The sequence below is a fragment of the Grimontia sp. SpTr1 genome, from assembly GCF_947387585.1.
Classification (GTDB): Bacteria; Pseudomonadota; Gammaproteobacteria; order Enterobacterales; family Vibrionaceae; genus Enterovibrio; species Enterovibrio indicus.
In genome coordinates this window covers 164,374-179,891 of record NZ_CANDOD010000007.1, presented here as the reverse complement: position 1 = coordinate 179,891, position 15,518 = coordinate 164,374, and the positions used below count along the sequence as shown (strand labels likewise).

Sequence of the window (15,518 nt, the reverse complement as noted above, 5' to 3'; positions counted from 1 at the left end):
TCTATTAACCAGGCCGAACGATAGTACCACAGAGCGGCCAATTGTATAGCTAAATTATGGCCTATCTGCTTCACCATGTGCTTTGTGTCGCCCAAAAGGCGAAATCTGTCAGTCGAAGCTGACCAAATTGAGCACTTGTTAAAAATAGTCGGATTTCTGGGAAAAGAAAGTGAGACATCTCTCGATTTTCAAATCAAAAAGTGTATTTGTTCTAAGAATCATAATGTTAGCCAGCGGATTGAAGTGAAAATGTCACAGCTTTGTCAAATAAGTCCACAAAGTCAGACTATCTTGGTGAGACAGCCCGTTCTGATGTTTCGAGCCCGTCACTGTTTGAATTCATAGAAGAAAATAAAATCATCAATAGCAAACAAAGCGTTCGGGAGGACCTTGAGTGAAAATTGGGATTGATCTTGGCGGCACAAAAATTGAGGCCGTTGTACTGAACACCAACGGTGAGCAGGTTTTCGTTGAGCGCGTACCTACGCCACAACATGACTATCAAGGCACACTGGATGCGATCAAAGGCTTGGTTGACCGAGCCGAAGCCGCAGTCGGAGAACGATGCACTGTTGGGTTAGGGATCCCAGGTACGTTTTCCCCTGTCACCGGGAAGGTAAAAAATGCCAATTCAGTTTGGCTAAATGGCCAGCCGCTGGACAAAGATTTAGGCGCTCTGCTAGGCAGGGAAGTGCGTATTGCCAACGACGCCAATTGCCTTGCGGTATCAGAAGCTGTTGATGGCGCAGGAGCTGGCAAGCATATGGTTTATGGCGTGATTATCGGTACAGGTTGCGGGGGCGGTATTTCGATTGATGGCAAAGTCCATGCTGGTGGTAATGGTGTGGGAGGGGAGTGGGGACACAATCCACTGCCTTGGCAGAACGACCAAGACCGTCATCATGCGGATCATATTCACTGCTACTGTGGACGGCCAAGTTGTCTGGAAGTGTTTATTTCCGGCACCGGATTCTGGAAAGACTTCGAGCTTATGCATGGTGAAACCCTGCGTGGACCCGAGATCATGGCGCGTGTTGCAGAAGGTGATGAAGCCGCAGAAGCCTGTATTCAACGTTATGAAGATCGTTTAGCCCGGGCACTGGCTTCTGTGGTGAACGTGTTGGACCCGGATGTGATTGTGCTGGGTGGCGGTATGTCTAACGTTGAACGCTTGTACACCAATGTGCCAAAGCTGATGAAAAAGTGGGTGATGGGTGGCGAGTGCGATACGCCAATCGTCAAAGCCAAATACGGTGACTCCAGCGGCGTGCGCGGCGCAGCCTGGCTCTGGTAATGATTCATTGGGGCATGGCGTCTCCGCCATGCCCCCGTCTTTCTTCCTTTCCTCAGTTTTCTCTCTTACGCCAACCTCAGCGAATGTCTCTATAGTTACAAGGTGATTCTCATTTATAATACTTCAGTATTTGATGGCATTTTAAGGGGACGTATGAAGATCATTTTTGCGGACGATATGGCAGACATGCGCGAGGGTATCATTGAGTCTTTGGATGCAATAGAAAAAGACTTTGGACCATTTGAAATTCTAGGGCAGGCGAAAGATGGCAGGGAGCTTATCTCTTTGGTAGAGCGTAACCCTTCGGTGGATTTGGTCCTCACCGATCTGCGCATGCCCAACATGGATGGCTTATCAGCGTTGGTTTACCTGAGAGCAAATTGCAACGTTAAAAATATTGTTGTCGTTTCCAGCGAGAGTATGGCTTCCATCTCCCAGGCAGAGAAGATAAAAGTGGACGCAGACACAGAAGAAAAGCTGGCGTTGCTCGATAAAATTGCCCACCGCGTCATTGATGATGAGGAGGTGGAAGGCAAGATCAGTTCCATTTTGATTGGCTGTGAAAAGCTTAGATTGGATCCTATTCAGGTGGTCGAGTATTACGGCGCTACTGGCTACATGCGTAAGCCCATTACTAAGAGAAAAATGCATGGTTTGTTTGAAGAGCTGAGCAAAACAGACTCCTTCATTAATATCGGTATTGTTTAAACCCGTTAACTGGTTATCTGCTCGCTTAAGCAGATAACCGCCCTTCCTTCCTCCACGCTTTTCCCCTCTCTTTCATGCTGTTATTGATGCTGTATGCGTGCTTTTTGTGGCTATTGATAGCTTTGACATTGAGACGTGCTGGCCTACTGTTAAATCAATGCCTCAACATTTTCTCAAAAATAAAACGTGAGGATGCCGTAATCATCGGGTGCTCCCAACCCGTTGTTTTTGTTTGAAGCCTGATGCTTGAAGGGCAAGTCATGGACAGTGTAGCTGAGCGTTATCCGGACAAAGGGTTCGACCTGAGTACCGGAACCAAAGAAGCCGATCATCACAGCGGAACGAGATTAAAACAGAAAAACCTCATCTTCTCGCTGGCTGAGGAGCAATACGGAATCCCGCTTTCTTCTGTGAAAGAAGTGATTGGCATGGTGAAAGTCACGCCCATTCCTCATATGCCTTGCTTCTTCAAAGGTCTTATCAATCTTCGCGGGAAAATCATTTCTGTTATTGACCTCAGGTTAAAGCTCGGGCTTGAAGAGAAAGCCTATGAGCCCAAGAAAACCGCCATCATTATCAGTGATGTTAACTCCCTGACCGTAGGCACCATTGTGGATGATGTAAATGAGGTTGTGGGTTTCACGGATGAACAAATTGAAACCAAGCTCGAAATATCCAGCAGCATCAAGCGTGAATATATCCATGGTGTGGCAAAGGCGGATGATGACAGTTTGGTGTTGTTGCTCGATATTCTCAACGTGCTCGAGCCGGAAGAATTGGATCTGATTAGCAAGCAAGTATCTGCGCCGCCAACGTCAGGCGGTGTGGATTTTGATATTTAGCAGAGGACACAAGTCATGCTGGAAAACCTTTCCTTACGGGCAAAGATTGTTTTGGGCAATGCGGTAGTACTTTTGTTCCTCATTACCCTTGGGTTGTTGAGTCTCAATAGTATTAAAAACCTGAGTGCTACAGAGAAGTGGGTAGAGCACACCCACCAGGTCATCAATAAAGCGCAAGACCTGATTGCCGCCGCCATCAACATGGAAACGGGTATGCGGGGCTATTTGTTGGCAGGGGAAGAGCAGTTTCTTGAGCCCTACAATGAAGGTAAGCGCGAGTTCGAAAGTATTGTTAAAGGTCTGAAAGAAAAAGTCAGCGACAACCCCCAACAGGTTTCTTTGCTTGAGGATGTGGAAACAACCATTGCTGACTGGCAACGCAATGTGACTGAAGATGCGATTTTACTGAGACGCTCCATCGGTAATGCTAAAACGATGAACGACATGAGTAAGACCGTGGAGGAGGCGAAAGGGAAAGCTTATTTCGACAGACTGAGAGAATTGATAGATAGCTTCATTGCTCAACAGCGAGTGATATCAAACCAAAATTTCTCCTCTTCCCAGCTTGATGGTGACGTCGTTGCCAGTGCTCTGCAGATTAAGGTGGCGGCGCTGGATATGGAAACGGGGATGCGAGGATTTTTGCTCTCAGGGCAAGAAGCCTTTCTCGACCCCTACGTGCAAGGAAATAGCCAGCTAAATCGCTTGTTAATGAGTCTCAAATTGGAAGTGAGAGACAACCCGATTCAGCTTTCCGTGCTGGAAGATATCGAACAAGTGGTCGCTGACTGGCGAGGTAATGTGGCTGAAAGCTACATCGAATTAAGACGCGAGATTGGCGATGCCAAAACCATGGACGATATCTCTGAATTGGTGGCGCAGGAGCGTGGGAAGCAGTATTTCGATAAATTCAGAAGCCAAATGGTGACTTTCATCGAACGGGAAGAAACCCTGATGGCTGCGCGAACGCAAGCTGCGTATGAAAGCGTCACCAATACTTACATCACCATCATCGCAGGCATGGTATGTGCAGTGATTGCCTCCATTATCGTTGCTTACTTTTTGAGTGCGGCAATCATGCGTCCGTTCAAGGACATCTTCAAAGGCCTGACAGTGTTCAGTTCTAAGGAGCTGAAAGAATTAAGTGAATCTTTCAATGACGTAGTGAAGCGCATGAATACCGGGGCATCGAAAGTCGCGATGATTGCTGGAAATATCGAGGATGTCTCCCAGAACCTTTCTCAAATCACCAACAGACAAGCCAGCTCGGTGGAGGAAACATCAGCCAGTGCTGAGGAAATTTCCAGCATGGTGCAGAACAATGTTCAATCGGCTGAACATTCAAGGGATCTATCACAAGAAGTTGGGGACAGGATGACAGATCTTGACGAGGCCATGTGTCAGATTTCCGAATCCAACCACAAGATTTCAGAGTTGGTGAAGATCATCGCTGAGATTGGGGCGAAGACAGAAATCATCGATGAAATCGTCTTCCAGACCAAATTGCTCTCGTTCAATGCGTCGGTCGAAGCCGAAAGGGCGGGTGAGCATGGCAGAGGATTTGCTGTCGTCGCTCAGGAAGTGGGAAATCTGGCTCAAATGAGTGGGAAAGCCGCGACAGATATTTCCGCCATCGTGAAACAAAGCATCAATGAAGCCGAAACCATCGCCAAAGAAAACACCAGCCGTGTGGAAAATGGGGGCGCTATTGTGTCTGAAACGCGCCAACAGGCGCAGTCAATGGTGGAAGGCGCGACCAATATTTTTGAAGCGTCCAACGAGCAAGCCAGAGGTATTCAGGAAATCAGCAATGCGGTTGAATCGATTAACAAAGCCACACAACATGCAGCGTCCATTGCTGATCAGGCTTCGAACTCAAGTTCTGAATTGACCAGACAAGCTGCAGATCTCAACAATCTGGTCTCGCACCTCAGCAATTTCCTGTGTGGGCACGACGTGGAAACCAAGGAAGAGAGCCAGCAACAAACACCTAAGAACTGGCAGGAAAACCTTGAGCCGGATTACAGCCGTCCCAGCAGTGTTCGCCCTGCTAAGGTCATCAGTGATGATGTATCCATGGAAGGGGATAACCACAGCGCCTGGAACCGATTGTAAGTAACGCGGTGGCCCATGGTGCAGAAAGTCGACCCTCTTAACGTCAAAGCGCTTGATAACGTGACTGAAAATGTCAGCCGCTTTGATGTTTCCCGGGCGAAGCTGTCCCCAAGCGAATTCCGGCATTTTGCAGATTTGATATACCACCACGCGGGAATCCGAATCTCTCCCGACAAACGCACCATGTTGGAAAGCCGTCTTAACAAACGTCTCTTCGCACTCAAAATCCACTCATTCAAACAATATGCCGACTACCTGAAAGCCGACATGAGTGGACGGGAATTAACAGAGTTCACCAACGCCATCACCACCAACAAAACCGAGTTCTTTCGGGAGGCTTACCACTTTGAGGTGTTGAAAAAGGATATTGCCGCCCGCCATCGCTCAGACTCTGTGTTTATCTGGTCAGCGGCCTGCGCCAGTGGGGAGGAGCCTTATTCCATTGCCATGATATGCGATGAACTCCAACAGGAGCTCCCCGGCTTTGAAGGCAAAGTCCTAGCGACTGACATTGATACTCAAAGGCTCGCGATGTGTGAGAGCGGCCGTTACGAAAAGGAAAGGGCGAGCGAGATCCCCATCCAGTTCAGGCACCAATACGTTACCTTCTCTGACAATCCGAATGACGACACATTTGAGATGGCTGATGTGCTCCGCCGTCAAATCAAATTTCGCCAACATAACCTGATTCATTTCTCTGACAAGTTTGGCATTCAGTTTCATTACATTTTCCTCCGCAATGTCCTGTTTTACTTTCCTTCTGCGACGGGGGAAAAAGTCGTCCGTTCTTTGTTGAGCCAGCTTCAGCCAGGGGGGCTGATTTTTGTTGGTTTGACAGAAACATTGAACAACATGGAGCTTGGGATAGAGCAAGTAGGCACCTCGGTCTACAAAAAGGTGGCCGCGAAAGGGTATGGCGATGGCTGATACTCAGGTCAGTTCTGGCGAGCTGTGTTTCTTCTTTCGTAAAAACGCCTGGATGCAGACGTTGGTGGGCACTTGTGTCACGGTTTGTGTTTGGGATAAGGAAAACCGAAGTGGCGGTATGTGTCACTACCGACTGCCGAGTGCGCCGGATAATTTTTCCCAAAACAGCGATGCCAATGACTTTGGTTGCTTTGCCATTCCCAACTTGCTGCGTCGGTTCAAGCACACCTCTTCGCGGCTCGAAAATCTAACAGCTTGGGTGCTTGGCGGTGCCCAACTCAATGGTGGCGACTTCTTACAGTCACAGCAAATAGGTGTCAGGAACATCTCCATCGCGTTCGAACTGTTGGCACTTTATGGCGTTCCTGTACTCGGAGTGTCAATTGGCAGCTCAGAAGGGCGACAAGTCCGTTTCAATCCCTTCTCCGGTGAAGTGGACTTTCGCTTTGTCGCCGAGCAATACCCGCCATCTAGAAATTCCCACTCCAGGAAAACCAAGTTGCACAGGGTATTTACGACGCTGACTGTGCTAAACCAAGATGCTTTTGCTGAAGTGCTGGAAGATAAAGATGACCTGAGCATCGAAGGTTTTCCTGATGTCGAAACCTTGTTTGAGGAAGCCTCAACATTGGCGCCGGATGCGATTGTGATCGATACCCATCAGCTGTCAGGAATTCAAAGGTTGGGTGGAGTAAAGAGCGGAGAGAGTGTTCCCACCATTGTGATTTCTCCAAATGTGAGAGCTCTCACAGGCGCTGAATTCCACCAACTCAATCAGGCGGTGGGCAGGTACCAATTTGTGGCGACACCGCCCACCTTTAATCAGGTTTTAACCTCTGCGCTTGCGACAAAAGCCTGGCTGTATGAAATGGGGAAATGTGCCGACATGCTAGAACCACGGCAAACCCCCGTTCCTGTCGACACTGTGGTGCTCCTTGGCGCGTCAACCGGGGGAATAGATGCGCTGGATTGCGTGGTAAAGAATCTCCCAAGCCCCTTTCCGCCCGTTTGTATTGTTCAGCACATTCCGTCCGACTATTCCCACTCGTTGGCTGAGAAGCTCAATAAATCTTCCCGGCTCCGTGTGCGAGAAGCAGAAGATGGCGTCCTGCTTGAAAGTTCTCATGTGTATGTGGCACCGGGAGGAAAGCATCTCAGGCTTATGCAGCTACCGGATGAGCGAGTGGTAGTGAGGATTACCGACGACCCGTTAGTCAATGGCTTTCGACCGTCGGTGGATTACCTGTTTCAGTCTGCGCTCAGGATCAAAAAACTCAAGAAAGTGGCTGCCTTGATGACTGGGATGGGAAGAGACGGCGCCAAGGGGCTGCTGAGCCTCAAACGTGATGGCGCATTCACCATCGCGCAGGATAAAGAGAGTTGCGCCGTTTATGGCATGCCGAGAGCGGCGAAAGAGCTGGGAGCAGTATGCCGAACCGTTCCTTTGATTGGCATCGCAGGTGCGATTGAAGCTGCGGTGAAATCATTTCAAACGCCGGGTTCAGAAAACCTATCCAAAACGGCGGCAATGAATGGGGATGAAGGATGAGAAGAAAAGCATCGCAAACGACCCATTTAAAAGCGTTGGCAGAGAAAGCCCAGCATATTGAAGCTCTGATAGATGACACTGCATCGCTTTCCAACGTGAATGAGGAAATCGAACAGTTCATAACTTTCCATGAAGGTTACCAAGCCAATGACATGACGCCTTATCGCGCTGTCGATGATTTGCTGCTGAATATTCAATCGCTGACAGATTATCTTGCAGCAGAAGATTGTGAGCTGGATGAGACGCTCAGCGAGCTTTTAGCTCGGGCCATTCATGCGGTGGCCGAGGACTTCCGCTCGTTTATCGACGGTCAGCCGAATGAGGAATATAGCGAGATCAAAGAAGCCTTACTGGCCGATATGGCGACCTGTTTTCTGAATAAGGAAACGTTTGATATCCGCTTCTGTGAAGATACCTTTGCGTTCGAAGGTGATGTGGCGGATGAGTTGGCTTATCTCTGTTCTTTGGTTGAACCGGAAGGCCAGGAAAACACATCGAAGATAGTGTCAGGGCGTAAGTTTCTGTCAAAAACCAAGACGCCAACGAACTCCCCTCTCCAGTCGAATTTCGAGCAGACCACACGTGTGAAATCCCAGCTGCTGGAAAAGCTGATGAGTCATACCGAAGAACTGGTTCAGATACGCAATATGATGGTCGATTTGGCCGATCAGGAAGACAACCAGCGCCTGACTGAGCTTTCTAACAAGTTGATGACCATCTCTGACAACATGCTGGGTGACCTGCTGAAAACCCGGATGCGCCCCATCGGTAACTTACTGAGTAAATACCGGAGAATGGTGCGTGATCTCTCCAATGAGCTGGGGAAGAAAGTCGACGTTGAGATCATCGGTGAGAACATCGAGCTCGACAGCAATGTATTGGATGCCATTAATGAGCCGATGACCCACCTGGTGAGAAATGCGGTTGACCACGGTTTTGAAATGCCTGATGAACGCATTGACGCAGGGAAACCAATGATTGGTCGACTGCTCATTCACGCCTTCAACGAATCGGGCAAGGTCGTCATTAACATTCAGGATGATGGCAAAGGTATCGATACCCAGAGAGTGCTGAATAAGGCCATCAGCACGGGGGTGATTTCACAAGAGCAAGCGGCCCGGATGTCAGACAAAGAAACCATGGAGCTGATTTTCCATTCTGGGCTTTCCACATCGGAGCAAGTGAGTTCTGTGTCGGGTCGCGGTGTGGGAATGGACGCGGTGAAACGCAAAGTAGAGGAGATAAAGGGCACTGTCGATATCTACTCAGAATTTGGTATCGGTACCGAAGTCTCAATGATGTTCCCACTGACAATGGCAACGCTGAAAGTCGCCTTACTGCAAATCGGTGGCCTGAATTATGCCATTCCGTCTTCTGAAATTTCTGGGATTGTCGGTGTCAGCCGCGATGATGATGAGATTTCCATCCGGTTTGATAACGGCGCTGCCACCATGCTGAGGAAAGGTACTGTCACGCCTTTGATTGAAGCGAAGGATTATCTTGGGGCGCTGGCGAGTGAAGAACGCTTTCAGTCTCTGTATGAACAGGGAAAGTCAGTCAGTGTGGTGACCTTTAAAGATAGGGGGCAGCACTGGGGGTTGGTCGTTGATGATGTGCGCGCCTTCTTGGATATCGTGATCAAACCCTTAGATAAGAGTATGAATCAGGAGAAGATTTTCTCCGGTGCCACCGTATTAGGAAACGGTGCTTTGGCTTTGGTCATCAACCTGAAGAAAGTGCTGCGTTTTGCGCGCTACTGATAATCAGCGCCCTTTGTCCGGGTTTCTGATTTTGTTCTTATACTTAAGACAGATACGGTTTCTTGATTGGGGGGATAGATGAAAACTCTCGGGAGCTTTTTGCTGGAAGCGGGATTGATTTCAGCCTCCGATCTTGCCGATGCCATGGTTGAGCAGGTGAGAAAAACACCACACAGCGTAGAGATCCTCTATGAGAAAGGCCTTATTTCCCCTGAGCAGCTTCTTGCGATTGTTACGCTTCAAAATGATGAAAACCTGGATTTCAGAACCGCTTGCCTGCAGCTTAATATCTGGAAAAGTGAGTTTATCGACATCATCAATAAAGAAGTCGAAAAGCGCCGTGGAACCTTGGGTCAACTGCTGGTAGAAAGGGAACTTATCGACCCACCTGTTTTGCTGTCAGTGATTAAGCAATATCACGCCTACCGTTCTGAAAATAATAACGACTTTGCGCTTTTCTCCGAAAATGCCATTTTGGATTTGGCCGAGGAGTCTGGCAGTGACGGTGCGCCTGCGATTAACTATGAGCCGGATTTCTCGCAAGCGTCTGAGGGCAACACTTCCGAATATCTGGATCTGTTCTCAGAAGAAAAAGAGATTGCTCTCGAGTTGATGATCCTGGCGATTGAAAAACTGGGAAGCGACAAAAGCGAAGATTCTCCGGAAGAGCTGTTGGATAAGTTCTTCACTGAATATCACTCACTGAAAGGGACGGCGAGAGGGATTGGGGCTGTGTTGACGGAGAATCTAATCCACGAATCAGAGGATGTGCTCGCGTTCTATAAACGTTTCCTGCACAAACTTGAGAGTTCAGATTTCTCCGCTTTGGCAGCAGTGAACCTTAATGTGTTAGATGTGTTGAGCCAACTGAGGAATGAACTGGTCGTCGCGGAATCCGAGCAGAGCTTCTGGGAGAAAGAGGATAAGAAAGCGAAATACCTCAAAGTGTTGGAGGATATCCATAAGCTCAACAATGAACTTCAAGGGCGTGGCTACAAAGTGGACATTGAAGAAGTCAAAGACATGTTCTGATTTGGTGCATTAATTTTCTCCCCCCGTCTCAATTTCCATATATTGATGCACAGTGGAAGTACCCCATTCGATATGATGGGTGAAATTTCAATCAGTTGGGGTGGTAACAATGGATTTTCTGGAAATCTTACCTTCACTCATCAATACCTGGGTCATTCTTGCGGTTTTGGTGGTTATTGCGCTGCGTTCAGCAGTCAAATTCGTTCCTCAGAATACGGCTTATGTGATCGAGCGTTTTGGTAAATACAACAAAACCATGGAAGCAGGTCTGAACGTGCTGGTGCCGTTTATTGATCGTGTGGCGTATGTGAGAACCCTGAAGGAACAAGCGTTCGACGTACCTTCACAGTCGGCAATTACCCGTGACAACATCTCGCTGGTTGTGGACGGCGTGCTGTACATTAAAGTGCTGGACCCGGTGAAAGCGTGTTATGGCGTTGATGATTACATCTTCTCCGTGACCCAACTGGCGCAAACCTCTATGCGTTCTGAGATTGGCCGCATGGAACTGGATAAGACTTTTGAAGAACGTGAAAGCCTGAACACGGCTATCGTATCTGCTATCAACGAGGCGGCGCAGCCTTGGGGTGTGCAGGTGCTGCGTTACGAGATTAAAGATATCGATCCTCCTCGCTCAGTATTGGATGCGATGGAGCGTCAAATGAAAGCAGAGCGTGAGAAACGTGCTGCGATTTTGGAATCAGAAGGTGCACGTCAGGCAGATATCAACGTCGCTGAAGGTCAGAAGCAAGCGCGGGTATTGGCTGCAGAAGCAGAAAAGTCCGAGCAAATCCTGAAAGCAGAAGGTGAAGCTCAGGCGATTCTTGCGGTTGCACAAGCGCAGGCAGAGGCTCTGGAAGTGGTTGGTCGTACGGCGGCAACCGAAGAAGGCCAAAAAGCCATTCAGCTTGACCTTGCAGACAAAGCGATTGAAGCGAAGAAGGCGATTGCGAAGGAGTCTTCAGTGGTATTGCTGCCTGATAGCCAATCCAGTGCAGCATCGCTGGTGGCAGAGTCAATGAGCATCATTAACACCCTGAATGCTAGGAAATAACTTATGGATTTGATGTCGTACCTGCAAACCAATTTAGCCGAATCGACCGTTATCATTGGATTAATCCTGCTGATCATCGAAGTGTGGCTATTGGGTCTTTCCACTATCGTTCTACTGGCACTGGGTGTGTCAGCCATCGTGACGGGCGGTTTGGTTTGGGCAGGAATCATTCCGGAAACGTTAACAGCCGTGATTGCGGGTTCAGGTATCGGTGCGGGTGTGCTTACTGCTATTCTCTGGCGCCCGCTCAAACGATCGCAAAAAGGTCCTCGCCGTGAATACAACATTCACAGCGACTTTATTGGTTTGGTTTTCGACCTTGAAGAACAATTGGACGCAACCAATCCAGTGACGGTGAAATACTCTGGTGTGAACTGGAAGTTGGTCTTAGGACCAAAACACCGTAACGAAGTGGTTCCTGCGGGTGGATCGGTGAAAGTCACTGCAGTCGATGTAGGCAAATTTATGGTTGAGCCTGTTAGCGATAACGGCGGAGACTCCTGAGTCTGTATTGACTGGAAACGATTGAAAAGGAAGCTGAATAGCTTCCTTTTCTTTTTCCAATAAACAAAGCACCTTGGGATGTGTCGCTTGGGTATAGTCGATATCGCGGCCTAAGCTAAACCGCAGCGAATTCAAACAGGGACGAGAGTTGATGAGTAAAGTGTGGTTAACGGGAGATGCGGTTGTTGATTTGATCCCCGATACGGAAATGACTTACCTGAAATGCCCCGGCGGCGCGCCTGCCAATGTGGCAGTTGCCGTTGCCAGGCTCGATGGTGATGTAGGTTTCTTTGGGCGGGTTGGAAACGATCCTTTTGGCCGTTTTCTGGCGCAAACGCTGAAAAAGGAAAGTGTGAACATCGATCATCTGGTTTTGGATGAAGACAAGCGCACTTCAACCGTGGTGGTGGACTTGGATGACAGCGGCGAGCGCAGCTTCACTTTTATGGTAAAGCCGAGTGCTGACCAGTTTATGCAGCCAGAAGATATTCCTGTTTTTGGAGCTGGAGATTGGCTACACACTTGCTCTATCGCCTTGGCCAATGAGCCGACCCGCAGCAGCACCTTTGAGGCAATGTCGCGTATTAAAGCGGCTGGCGGCTTCGTCAGCTTCGACCCGAACCTTCGCGATGAGGTTTGGCAGAACCAATCTGAGATCATCCCTGTGGTGATGCGTGCTGTCGCAATGGCGGATGTGGTGAAATTCTCAGATGATGAATTGCTGTTCCTGACGCAGAAAAGTGAACTGGAAGAGGCTTTGGCCGAGGTGAAAGCGTTGGGTGTTCCGATGATTATGATCACTCAGGGGAAAGAGGGCGCTTGGCTGGTGATGGATGGTGTTCAGTCGCTTGTCACCGGAAAAGTCGTGAGCCCGGTTGATACCACAGGAGCGGGAGATGCGTTTGTGGGCGGCTTGCTAGGGTATCTTTCCCGTCTTTCCGGTGATAGCTGGAAACACGCAGAAATAGCAAAAGAGGCGGTGATATGGGCAAATGCCTGTGGCGCATTGGCAACCACACAAAAAGGTGCGATGACCGCACTGCCTGACTTAGCGAGCCTTCAGGCTTTTATCGATAGTTAATCAAGTTTTTGCTGCTTCTATTCTGGAGGCGGCAGCTTGGTTTATAGCGTCAATCAGATCTGCGCGTTTTAGGGGCTTGGTGAGGTAATTGTCCATGCCCGCATTGATTGCCCGTTCAAAATCTTCTTTTCCGGCATGGGCGGATAGCCCAATGATGTATAGGTGGGGGACATCATGTTCCTGCTCAAATTGACGCAACCGTGCGGTCAGCTCATAGCCATCAATAGTTGGCATTGAAATGTCAGTGATAAGGATGTTGAACAGGTTCTTCTTGTAGTAGGCAATCGCCTCACTACCGTTCTCAAAATAGACAACGTTATCTGTTACCCCAGCCAAAAATATTTTGGTGACTTCCCGGTTGTATTCGATGTCATCGACCACCGCAATGGACAATGATTGTAACGCTGAATGGTCATTTTGTGTTTTGACCGGTTGGGAAACAATAGCGGAAGGCTCCATCATCAAACTGAGTTGTAATTCTTGCAGTAGCTGACCCATGCGAAGAGGCTTGACGATAAACCTTTGCTCAATACCATCCGGATTTCGTTCAAAATCAGCTAAATTTGGGATCACGCCAACCCAAGGACAGTAAGGTTCAGGAAGAAGATCCGCTGAATCGGAGGCGAGAATGACTGCCGCATCAAATGTTGTCTTCGATGCTTCCAGCACGTCCAGTGTTGTCAGGTAAGTCAGTTTTGCCTGCCAATGGGCAAAATAACGATCGATGATAGGGCGATGTAAAGGGTCGGCATTGATCACGGCGACGTGTTGGTTTATCAGGGCGCCTTGGGTGCTTTCTAAATCCTCGAAGGTCGGTAAGGTGAGGGAGAAAGAGAATATGCTGCCCTTACCAAATTCGGATTGCACTTCCAGTCGAGTGCCGAATAGATCAAGCAGGTTTTTCGTGATGGAAAGCCCCAGCCCCGTTCCTTCATAGCGACGGGTCGTGGAGCTATCAACTTGCTCAAATGCCTTGGTCACATCTTCAATTTTGTCTTCCCGAATACCAATGCCTGTGTCTTCGATTGAAAAGGTGAATGTGGTGTTCCGGCTCTGGGGTTCATACTCGCCGCGCAACTGGAAACGGATGTAACCATGTTCGGTAAACTTGACGGCGTTACTCAGCAGGTTATTAAACACCTGGCGTAACCGCAGCTCGTCGGTTTGCACCTCGGTATTCAGGCTGGGAGGAATATCGATAACCACCAGCAAATCCTTACGCGCTGCGGCAAGGGCAGCAAGAGAAGCGGCATCTTCGATGGTATCGGCCAAACAGAATCTTTCTGAGTCCAGTTTTAACTTATTTGCCTCCAGTTTGGAGAAGTCGAGAATATCATTGATAAGCTGCAACAGGTCTTTGGCTGAGGAATTGATGATGCCGGCAAACCCGGCTTGTTCCTTGGTTAAAGAGGATTCCTTCAGCATTTCAGACATGCCGATGATGCCGTTCATTGGGGTGCGGATCTCATGGCTCATATTGGCAAGGAACTGCGATTTAGCTTCGGTAGCATTGCGAGCGGCGGTAGCTGCTTCTTTGAGCATTTCTTCGAATTCGTGACGCTCGCTGGCATCACGGACAATTAACACATACCGGTCAGTAACTCCGGCAGCATTGATGATAGGGAAGGCGGTAATTTCGGTTTGGAAAGACTTACCAGTGCGGGTAAAGCATTCTGCCCTGACGGTGACTCGCTCACCCTTATTGATGGCCTCCTGCAGTTGGTAGGCACCGACTTCAGACGTATGTTCACCGAACAGGAGTACCTGAAAGTCTTTATCACAGGTTTCCCGCTCTTTGTACCCGAGTAACTCATTCAGCGCATCATTTGACAGCGCCACATAGCCACCCAGATCGATGATCAAATAGGCTTCGTGGGATTGCTCAACGATTTCCGCCAGCATTTTGTTTTGGGCAGCGAGTTGTTTGAACCGGTTCTTTTCTCGCGAAAGTTCTTCATAGGTATGGGAAAGAGCGACTGACATATCATTAAAGGCATTGGCGACCTGCGCCACCTCATCTTTGCCTTCTACGGGCACGGTTTCGCCAGGGCCATTTTTCTGGATTTTCAGTGCGCCTTCCCGAAGCGTCAACAATTGTTTGGTGAGTAATGAGCCAAAGACAAGAGAGAACAGGGCAACCAAAACCATTTCAAGTACTGCGATGGAAACAGCGTATTTTTGAGCATCATCGATAAGCTGGCTGAATGCGCTGACATCTAATCCGACTTCAATCTGGCCGACGACATAGTCATCGATAGCGACCGGATGGCGGATATCATAAATCCCATCAATCGCATCAGAGGGCGACTGCGCATAATCCGGTGCGACAGCGCCATCACCAAGGGTATTTGATTCTGCCAATACCTGTCCTTGGTCGTTCATGATCCGGATGTAGGCAATATCACCATCACGAATCGCTTCACGGGTAAAGGCGCGAAGGTTGGCGAGGTCAGTGGAGATAATGGCGTCACGCACGGCGATGGCGAAGGTATTGGAGAGCCTGTCACCGTCGTTAATGATCTGCTGCTCGTTTGAATCCCTTAGCCAGCCGATCCCAGAGACGATCAGTATCGCGAGCAAGATAAGCTCGATAAGCGCAATACCCAGAATCGTCTTTAGGCGAAACGTCATCGCTTTAAGATCCTGTCAGTG

At 48.9% G+C, this 15,518-nt stretch carries 12 protein-coding genes; 11 read left to right on the top strand and 1 reads right to left on the bottom strand.

Annotation, left to right across the window (positions count from 1 at the left end):
• Positions 1–394: 394 nt before the first annotated feature.
• The 11 genes from mak to QL223_RS12385 all read left to right on the top strand — a co-directional run bounded on the left by mak (position 395) and on the right by QL223_RS12385 (position 12,866).
• Positions 395–1,294 carry a fructokinase gene (gene mak, locus QL223_RS12435; RefSeq protein ID WP_281544926.1) on the top strand — a complete coding sequence of 300 codons (900 nt, stop codon included), beginning with the start codon at positions 395–397 and terminating at the stop codon, positions 1,292–1,294.
• Between the two features lie 153 nt (positions 1,295–1,447).
• Positions 1,448–2,002 carry a response regulator gene (locus QL223_RS12430; protein ID WP_281544925.1) on the top strand — a complete coding sequence of 185 codons (555 nt, stop codon included), beginning with the start codon at positions 1,448–1,450 and terminating at the stop codon, positions 2,000–2,002.
• Positions 2,003–2,262: 260 nt separating this feature from the next.
• On the top strand, positions 2,263–2,844 hold the full coding sequence (locus QL223_RS12425) for a chemotaxis protein CheW (RefSeq protein WP_152442351.1): 582 nt from the start codon (positions 2,263–2,265) through the stop codon (positions 2,842–2,844).
• 15 nt (positions 2,845–2,859) lie between these two features.
• The gene (locus QL223_RS12420; RefSeq protein ID WP_281544924.1) at positions 2,860–4,959 is read left to right on the top strand and encodes a CHASE3 domain-containing protein; all 2,100 of its coding nucleotides are present in this window, start codon (positions 2,860–2,862) and stop codon (positions 4,957–4,959) included.
• Between the two features lie 15 nt (positions 4,960–4,974).
• Entirely contained in the window at positions 4,975–5,886 is a 912-nt protein-coding gene (locus QL223_RS12415; RefSeq protein WP_281544923.1) for a protein-glutamate O-methyltransferase CheR, read from the top strand.
• On the top strand, positions 5,879–7,435 hold the full coding sequence (locus tag QL223_RS12410) for a chemotaxis protein CheB (RefSeq protein WP_281544922.1): 1,557 nt from the start codon (positions 5,879–5,881) through the stop codon (positions 7,433–7,435). Before QL223_RS12415 ends, QL223_RS12410 begins: the two co-directional genes overlap by 8 nt.
• The gene (locus QL223_RS12405; protein WP_281544921.1) at positions 7,432–9,195 is read left to right on the top strand and encodes a chemotaxis protein CheW; all 1,764 of its coding nucleotides are present in this window, start codon (positions 7,432–7,434) and stop codon (positions 9,193–9,195) included. The genes QL223_RS12410 and QL223_RS12405 overlap by 4 nt, the downstream gene beginning before the upstream one ends.
• Positions 9,196–9,273: 78 nt before the next feature.
• Positions 9,274–10,227: a hypothetical protein gene (locus QL223_RS12400; RefSeq protein ID WP_281544920.1), complete on the top strand. Its 954-nt coding sequence runs from the start codon at positions 9,274–9,276 to the stop codon at positions 10,225–10,227.
• Positions 10,228–10,336: 109 nt separating this feature from the next.
• Positions 10,337–11,281, top strand: coding sequence for a stomatin-like protein (locus tag QL223_RS12395; protein ID WP_002536820.1), 945 nt, complete (start codon positions 10,337–10,339; stop codon positions 11,279–11,281).
• 3 nt (positions 11,282–11,284) lie between these two features.
• Positions 11,285–11,785 (top strand): NfeD family protein, encoded by a 501-nt coding sequence (locus QL223_RS12390; RefSeq protein ID WP_046306653.1) that lies wholly within the window; start codon positions 11,285–11,287, stop codon positions 11,783–11,785.
• 151 nt (positions 11,786–11,936) lie between these two features.
• Positions 11,937–12,866: an aminoimidazole riboside kinase gene (locus QL223_RS12385; protein WP_281544919.1), complete on the top strand. Its 930-nt coding sequence runs from the start codon at positions 11,937–11,939 to the stop codon at positions 12,864–12,866.
• On the opposite strand, the gene QL223_RS12380 is transcribed toward QL223_RS12385, so the two are convergent.
• On the bottom strand, positions 12,867–15,497 hold the full coding sequence (locus tag QL223_RS12380; protein ID WP_281544918.1) for an ATP-binding protein: 2,631 nt from the start codon (positions 15,495–15,497) through the stop codon (positions 12,867–12,869).
• Positions 15,498–15,518 lie beyond the last annotated feature (21 nt).